The 7816-nt window shown below is 69.2% G+C and carries 8 protein-coding genes; 2 read left to right on the top strand and 6 right to left on the bottom strand.

Going from position 1 to position 7816, the window contains the following annotated elements; translation table 11 throughout:
• From Q4I23_RS28230 to Q4I23_RS28250, 5 genes are all read right to left on the bottom strand, one after another.
• Window positions 1-176, bottom strand: a 176-nt coding sequence (locus Q4I23_RS28230; RefSeq protein WP_498528408.1) for an exonuclease domain-containing protein, incomplete at its 3' end; no start/stop codon positions are given.
• Entirely contained in the window at window positions 169-813 is a 645-nt protein-coding gene (coaE, locus tag Q4I23_RS28235) for a dephospho-CoA kinase (RefSeq protein ID WP_498528404.1), read from the bottom strand. The genes coaE and Q4I23_RS28230, both read right to left, overlap by 8 nt.
• A 9-nt stretch (window positions 814-822) precedes the next feature.
• Complete coding sequence (locus Q4I23_RS28240; RefSeq protein ID WP_454020271.1) at window positions 823-1662, bottom strand: shikimate dehydrogenase; 840 nt, start codon at window positions 1660-1662, stop codon at window positions 823-825.
• A complete protein-coding gene (locus Q4I23_RS28245; protein ID WP_498528405.1) occupies window positions 1659-2267 on the bottom strand; it encodes a Maf family protein in 609 nt (202 codons plus the stop codon). Before Q4I23_RS28245 ends, Q4I23_RS28240 begins: the two co-directional genes overlap by 4 nt.
• Complete coding sequence (locus tag Q4I23_RS28250) at window positions 2264-3112, bottom strand: pyruvate, water dikinase regulatory protein (protein ID WP_454020269.1); 849 nt, start codon at window positions 3110-3112, stop codon at window positions 2264-2266. Before Q4I23_RS28250 ends, Q4I23_RS28245 begins: the two co-directional genes overlap by 4 nt.
• A 448-nt stretch (window positions 3113-3560) precedes the next feature.
• On the opposite strand from Q4I23_RS28250, the gene hemE reads away from it, so the two are divergent.
• Both hemE and hemJ read left to right on the top strand, forming a co-directional pair.
• Entirely contained in the window at window positions 3561-4586 is a 1026-nt protein-coding gene (gene hemE, locus Q4I23_RS28255; protein ID WP_498528409.1) for a uroporphyrinogen decarboxylase, read from the top strand.
• A gap of 49 nt (window positions 4587-4635) precedes the next feature.
• Window positions 4636-5064 (top strand): protoporphyrinogen oxidase HemJ, encoded by a 429-nt coding sequence (hemJ, locus tag Q4I23_RS28260; protein ID WP_498528406.1) that lies wholly within the window; start codon window positions 4636-4638, stop codon window positions 5062-5064.
• 16 nt (window positions 5065-5080) lie between these two features.
• Here the strand turns inward: hemJ and Q4I23_RS28265 are convergent, their stop codons facing one another.
• Entirely contained in the window at window positions 5081-7774 is a 2694-nt protein-coding gene (locus Q4I23_RS28265) for a cation-transporting P-type ATPase (protein WP_498528407.1), read from the bottom strand.
• Between the last annotated feature and the right edge of the window lie 42 nt (window positions 7775-7816).

Consider the following 7816-nt stretch of genomic DNA (forward strand, 5'->3'; position numbering starts at 1 on the left):
AGCCCGTGCACCGCCACGGCGTCCGGCGGCACGTCGCGCTCCGGGTTGACGTAGCAGTGGAAGGTCTTGCCGGTGGCGACGTGGTTGTGCAACTCGACGCAGCCGATTTCGATCAGCCGGTGCCCTTCCTCGGGCTTGAAGCCGGTCGTTTCCGTATCGAGGACGATCTCACGCATGAACCACCTGTCCGGGCTGGTATCCCCGCGGTGGCCACTGCCGTCCGCGGTGCCGCTTCACGTCGGCGAGGATGTTGCGCAGCGCCCGCCGGGTGGCCCGCCGCCCGTCGCCGGTGTTGACGACGTGGTCAGCGCGCCGCCGCTTCTCCGCGTCGGGCATCTGCCGCGCCAGAATAGCGGCGAACTTGTCCGGCGTCATGCCCGGCCGCGCCAGCACCCGTGACTTCTGCACCAGGAAGGGGGCGGTGACCACCACGCTGCGGTCCACCTTGCGTTCCCCGCCGGTCTCGAACAGCAGGGGGATGTCCAGCACCGCCACGCGGACGCGGCGGCGCGCCGCCTGCCTCAGGAAGCGCCGCTGTGCCGCCTGAACCGCCGGGTGGAGGATCGCCTCCAGCCGCTTCAGCGCCGCCGGGTTGCCGAAGACCGCGCCACCCAGCGCCCGCCGGTCCACCGCACCGTCCACCACGACACCGGGGAAGGCGGCCGCGATGGCCGGCACCGCTGCGCCGTGACGCCCCAGCAGGCCGTGCACCACGGCGTCGCTGTCACAGACCGGCGCGCCCATACGCTTCAGCATACGCGCCGCCGTGCTCTTGCCCATGCCGATGGAGCCGGTCAGTCCCAAGACGATCATCGCGCGACCTCAGCCCTGCAGAACGGCGACCTTCAGCCCCTCGGTTACCTCCGGCTCTCGGCCGAACCAAGCGGCGAAGCCGGGACGGGCCTGGTGGAGCAGCATGCCGACGCCGTCCACCACGCGGTTGCCGCGGGCCTGCGCCGCGGTCAGCAGCGGGGTCATCAGGGGCGTGTAGACGATGTCGGTGACGACGGCCGAACCGGGGAGGGCGCGCAGGTCCAACTCCAGCGGCGGCTGACCCGCCATGCCCTGGGTGGTCGTGTTCACCACCAGCGCCGCCCCTTCGAGAAGCGTTTCACGTGAAACCCAATCGGCGGTCTCGATGGCGCCTCCGATGTCGGCGGCCAGTTCGTCCGCCCGCGCCCGCGTGCGGTTGACCAGCCAGACCCGTGGTGCTCCTTCGTCGAGGAGCGAGGCGACGACGGCCCGCGCCGCGCCACCGGCCCCGATGACCAATGCCGGCCCGTTCGCGGCATTCCAGCCCGGTGCGCCGCTCTTCAGGTTCTCAATGAAGCCGAAGCCGTCGGTGTTGCGGCCCTCCAGCGTCCCGTCCTCGCCGACCACGATGGTGTTGACGGCGCCCATCCGTTTGGCGGTGTCGTCCAGCCGGTCGACCGTGCGGTAGGCGGCCTCCTTGTGCGGCACCGTCACGTTGCAGCCGCGAAAGCCCAGCGCGGGCAGGGCGCGGATGGCCTGCTCGATGCGGTCGGGCGGCACGGCCAGCGGCACATAGGCGCCGTCGATGCCGTACTGCTCCAGCCAATAGCCGTGCAGCCGGGGCGAGCGCGAATGGCCGATCGGCCAGCCCATCACCCCGGCCAGCTTCGCCTTGCCGCTGATCGTCATTCCGCAATCACCCCATGCACCCGCAGGAACCCGAGCAGCGGCAGCAGCGGCAGCCCGAGGATCGTGAAGAAATCGCCGTCCACCCGGTGGAAGAGCTGCGCACCCAATCCTTCGAGGTGATAGGCGCCGACCGACCCCAGCACGTCGTCCCCCGCCGCGTTCAGGTAGGATTCCAGGAAGGCGTCGCTGAACGGGCGCATGGTCAGACGGGCGCGGTCCACATGGTGCCACAGCCGCTCACCGTCGCGGATCACCACAGCGCAGCTCACCAGCCGGTGCGTCTTGCCGCGCAGGTCCTGCAACTGCGTCCGTGCAGCGTCGCGGTCGGCCGGCTTGTCGAACCAGCGGCCCTCGCATTCCAGCATTTGGTCAGCGCCGATCACCAGCGCACCGGGGTGCTTGCGGGTGACGCGCTGCGCCTTCAGCTCGGCCAGCGCCTCGGCCACATCCTCGACCGGAGCGTCCTCGGCGCGGGCGGCCAGCTTAATCTCCTCCTCGTCCACCGCCGCCGGGGCGAGCGTGACGCGCACCCCGGCGCGCTCCAGCATCTCCGCCCGCGTGCGGGAGCCGGAGGCGAGGACGACGGTGGGAACCGCTCCGCTCACGTCATCGGCCCTTCGGGAACGATGCCGGGCAGACCGCCGGTCTGGCGGCGGGCGAGCAGCATCATGATCTCCGCCGCCGTCTCCTCGATGGAGCGGCGCGACACGTCGATCACCGGCCAGCCGCGCCGGGTGAACATGCGCCGTGCGTCGGTGACCTCGGCGCGCACCACCTCGGGATCGACGTAGGTCGAGGACTCGTTCTGGTTCAGCAGCTTCAGCCGGTTGCGGCGGATCTGCACCAAGCGGTCCGGGTCCTTGGTCAGGCCGACGACCAGCGGCCGGGTCAGCTTCTCGATTTCCGGCGGCATCGGGCATCCCGGGACAATCGGAATGTTCGCCGCCTTGATGCCGCGGTTCGCCAGATAGATGCAGGTCGGCGTCTTCGACGTGCGCGACACGCCCATCAGGATCACGTCGGCCTCATGCAGGTCCCAGCTCGACTGGCCGTCGTCGTGCGCCAGCGCGAAGTCCATCGCGTCCATGCGCCCGAAATACTCGGCGTCCAAGGCGTGCTGGCGGCCGGGCTGACGCTGCGATTCCACACCGAGGAATGCGGCCAGCGCGTTGATCAGCGGGTCGAGCACCGGGATGCAGGGGACCTGCACCTCACGGCAGAAGTCCTGGAGGCGGCGGCGCAACTTCTCGTCGACCAGCGTGAACATGACGAGGCCGCGATTTTCCTGGACGCCCTCCAGAACCATGTCGAGCTGACGCTCGGTCCGCACGAGATTCCAGAAATGCTCGACCGGGCGAACATCGTCGAATTGGATGACGCAGGCGCGGGCGACGCTGTTGATCGTCTCGCCGGTCGCGTCCGACACAAGATGCAGGTGGAACTGTCTCATCCGTCCCCAACGTGTTGTGGAGAACCCGTCCGAATCTGTGGACAACGGGGATCTCCTGGATTCTGTCCCTCCGGGCGGGACTCGTCGCCCCCGCTGGCGCCCCCTTCGGGACAATCCGCGCGCCCTCTCCGGAACATGGGTACAATGACTCCCGCGGACCATGTTATCCACGGGATTCCCAGGCTTCCCGGTATAGCATTTCCGCCGTTTCCAGCGAAAGCGTCCGGAGTCGTCCACAGAATCCAGATTTCGTCCACAGCGCGCCGTCCTGCCTGTGGACGATTCTGCGCAAAGCGGGGATTCCCGTTTTCCACAGGCACCCACCACCCCTTCTTCCTTTCTCTCTTTAAAAAGAATACTGAGTAGAGGGGTGAGAACCCGCAGACCCGATTCACTTACAGGGGAACGATCCGCCGTGTCCGAGGCCGTGTCCAAGATTGCCAAGCCGATGCTCGCCGCCCTTGCCGGCGAGGTGCGCCAGCGCCCGCCCTTCTGGCTGATGCGCCAGGCCGGCCGTTACCTGCCGGAATATCGGGAATTGCGCGCCAAGGCCGGCAGCTTCCTGGACATGTGTTACAACCCGGATCACGCGGTGGAGGTGACCCTGCAGCCGCTGCGCCGCTACGACATGGACGCGGCGATTCTGTTCTCCGACATTCTGGTGGTGCCGCACGCCCTGGGTCAGCCCTTGGCCTTTCTGGAGGGCGAGGGGCCGAAGCTCGACCCTGTGAGAAGCGTGGAAGACCTCAAGCGCCTGTCCCGCGACCGCTTCCACGAGCGGCTGGAGCCGGTCTATGAGACCGTCCGCCGCCTCTCCAGCGCGATTCCGGCCCACACCACGCTGATCGGCTTTGCCGGGGCGCCCTGGACGATCGCCTGCTACATGGTCGAAGGCGCGGGGTCCAAGGAGTACGCGCACGTCAAGCGCTGGGCCTACGGCGATCCCGCCGGGTTCGGTGCGCTGATGGATCTGCTGGTCGAGGTGACCGCCGATTACCTGTGCACCCAGATTGAGGCCGGGGCCGAGGTCGTGCAGCTGTTCGACAGCTGGGCGGGGGTTCTGCCGGCGGGCGAATTCCGCCGTTGGGTGATCGAGCCGACGCGGCGGATCGTGGAACTGGTCAAGGCGCGCCACCCCGCGATCCCGGTCATCGGTTTCCCGCGCGGTGCGGGCCTCTCCTATGAGGCTTACGTCACGGGCAGTGGGGTGGATGCCGTCGGGCTCGACACCACCGTCCCGGTGGCTTGGGCGGCCGGGAATCTGCAATCCAGATTGCCGGTGCAGGGCAACCTCGACCCGATCATGCTCGCCGCCGGTGGCGAGGCCCTGCGCAGTGCGGCGTCGGAGATTCTGGAGACGCTTTCCGGGAAGCCCTTCGTCTTCAACCTGGGCCACGGCGTGATCCAGACCACGCCACCGGACCACGTCGCCGAGCTTGCCCGTCTGATCAAGGATTGGCCGAACCAGGGCTGAGACCTCGGTGGGTTAAGAAAGCGCGCAACAGGAAGGGAAGGGGAGACCGGTGCTTTATCTCTGGGTCAAGGCTCTGCACGTCATCAGCATCATCGCCTGGATGGCCGGGCTTCTCTATTTGCCGCGGCTGTTCGTCTACCATTGCGAGACGGCGCCGGGCTCCGAATCCTCGGAGCGGTTCAAGGTGATGGAGCGCCGCCTGCTGCGCGCCATCATGAATCCGGCGATGGGTGCGGCCTACCTTTTCGGAATCGCGATGATCGTGATGGAGCCGGCCTGGATGAAGCAGGGCTGGCTGCACGCCAAGCTGCTGTTCGTCCTGGCCCTGACCGGCACGCACATGATGATGGCGCGCTGGCGCAAGGACTTCGAGGCGGACCGCAACTCCCGCCCGCAGCGTTTCTTCCGCATGTGGAACGAGGCGCCGACCCTGCTGATGATCGGCATCGTCATCTTCGTGATCGTGAAACCGTTCTGACGGGAAGGGGCGGCGGTCAGCCCCGCCGCCCCATCATCCGGCGGGTGACCGCCTTCTCCGCCTCGACCGCCAGGAAGATCGCCAGACCGGCCGCCGTCATGGCCACCCACTGGGTCCAGTCCACCGCCGACGTGCCGAACAGGCTCTGTAGGGGCGGGGCGTAGGTGAAGGCGAGCTGGAAGACCAGCATCAGCCCGATGGAGATCCACACCGGGCGGCTGCCGAACAGCCCTTGCCGGTTCAGCACCGAGGCGGTGACCGCCCGGGCGTTCAGCAGGAAGAAGATCTCCCCCATCACCAGCGCGTTAACGGCCATGGTGCGGGCGACCGGCGTGGGGTCGCCGTGGCCCTCATGCAGCAGGAAGAATCCGAAGCTGGTGGCGACCAGAAGCGCCATCACCAGCACCATGCGCCCGATCAGGAAGCCGGGCAGGATCGGCTCGTCCTGCGGGCGGGGCGGGCGCTTCATCACCGCGGCCTCCGGCGGCTCGAAGGCCAGCGCCAGACCCAGCGTCACCGCCGTCACCATGTTGACCCACAGAATCTGGACCGGGGTGATCGGCAGCGTGTAGCCGGCCAGCACGGCGACCAGGATCACCAGCGCCTGGGCGCCGTTGGTCGGCAGCATGAACAGGATCGTCTTGCGCAGATTGTCGTAGACGGTCCGCCCTTCCTCCACGGCGTGGGCGATGGAGGCGAAGTTGTCGTCGGCCAGCACCATGCTGGCGGCCTCCTTCGCGGCCTCCGTGCCCTTGCAGCCCATGGCGACGCCGACGTCGGCGCGCTTCAGGGCGGGGGCGTCGTTCACCCCGTCGCCGGTCATGGCGACCGTGTGGCCGGCGGTCTGGAGCGCGCGGACGAGGCGCAGCTTGTGCTCCGGCGTGGTGCGGGCGAAGACGTCGGCGTCGCGCGCCACGGCGACCAGCGCCGCGTCGTCCAGCCGGTCCAGTTCGGTCCCGGACACGGCGTCGCCCGACAGGTTGAATTGCCGCCCGATGGCCTGGGCGGTGCCGGCGTGGTCGCCGGTGATCATCTTGACGCGGATTCCCGCCGCCTGGCACTCGGCCACCGCCGCCACGGCCTCCTCGCGGGCCGGGTCGATGAAGCCGCACAGGCCGAGCAGGATCAGCCCCTCCCGCACGTCGTCCATGTCGAGCACAGTCTGGCCGGGCAACGCAGGGCGGGCGGCGAGCGCCAGGACGCGCTGGCCATGAGCCGCCAAGTCCTCCACCTGCACCAGCCAGTGGGCGGTGTCGAGCGGCGCGCTGCCGCCGTCCGCAGCCCGTACGTGCGTACACATGGACAGCACGCGCTCCGGCGCGCCCTTGACGTACAGCAGCCCGTGCCCCTCATGGTCGTGGTGCAGGGTGGCCATGTACTTGTGTTCGGATTCGAAGGGGATGACGTCCGTACGCGGGCAGCGGGCGGCTTCCTCCCGCGCGTCCAGCCCGGCCTTCATGCCGAGCGCCAGCAGGGCGCCGTCGGTCGGGTCGCCGGCCACCGTCCAGCCGCCGCTGCCATCGCCGCCATCCTCGGCGCGCTGAAGCTCCGCGTCGTTGCACAGCAGGGCGGCGCGGGCCAGCTCGACCAGCACGGGATCGGCGGCGGGGTCCAGGGCCTTGCCGGCGCGGCGGAACTCGCCTTCGGGGCGGTAGCCGGTGCCGGTCACCGCGCAGTCGCCCGCCGCGGTCACCACGGTCTGCACGACCAGCTCGTTGCGGGTCAGCGTGCCGGTCTTGTCGGAGCAGATGATCCCGACCGAGCCCAGCGTCTCCACCGCCGGCAGGCGGCGGATGATGGCGTTGCGCCGGGCCATCCGGGTGACGCCGATGGCCAGCGTGATCGTCATCACCGCCGGCAGCCCTTCCGGAATCGCCGCTACCGCGAGACCGACCGCGGCCATGACCATGTCCGGCCAGGGCTCCCCCTGCACCAGCGAGCCGTAGAGGAAGGTCAGCGCGGTCAGCACCAGGATGCCGATGGTCAGCCAGCGCCCGAAGACGGCCATCTGGGCGAGCAGCGGCGTGGTCAGCTCCTCAACGCCCGCCAGGAGCGTGCCGATGCGGCCCAGCTCTGTCCGGTCCCCTGTGGCCACCACGACGCCCGTGGCCTGTCCCTGGGCCACCAGCGTGCCGGAATAGGCCATGCCGCCGCGCTCCGCCAGGGGAGCGTCCGCGGCCACCGCGTCGGCGCTCTTGGCGACCGGCACGGACTCCCCGGTCAGCGCCGCCTCCTGCACGCGCAGCCCCTTGACCCGGACCAGCCGCAGGTCCGCCGGCACCTTGTCCCCCGAAGCCAGCAGGACGCGGTCGCCGGGCACCAGATCCTCCGCCGCGACGGTGACCTGATGGCCGCCGCGCAGAACCACCGCCTGCGGCGACAGCATGCTGCGGATGGCGTCCAGCGCCTGCTCCGCTTTGCCTTCCTGGACATAGCCGATGGCCGCGTTGATCAGCACCACGCCGGCGATCACCGCGGCGTCGACGAACTCGCCGAGCAGGACTGTGACGACTCCCGCGCTGATCAGCACATAGATCAGCAGATTGTCGAACTGCGCCAGGAAGCGCATCAGTGCCGACCGGCGGGGCGGCGGGGTCAGCCGGTTGGGGCCGTAACGCCGTCGGCGCTCCGCCGCCTCGTCGGGCGTCAGCCCGTCGTCGGGGCTGTCCAGCGCGGCCAGGGCTTGGTCCGGGGGCTGTCTCTTATACACATCTGACGCTGCCGACGATTATACGCGAGTGTAGATCTCGGT

Source organism: Azospirillum sp. UFLA03-27, assembly GCF_059803775.1.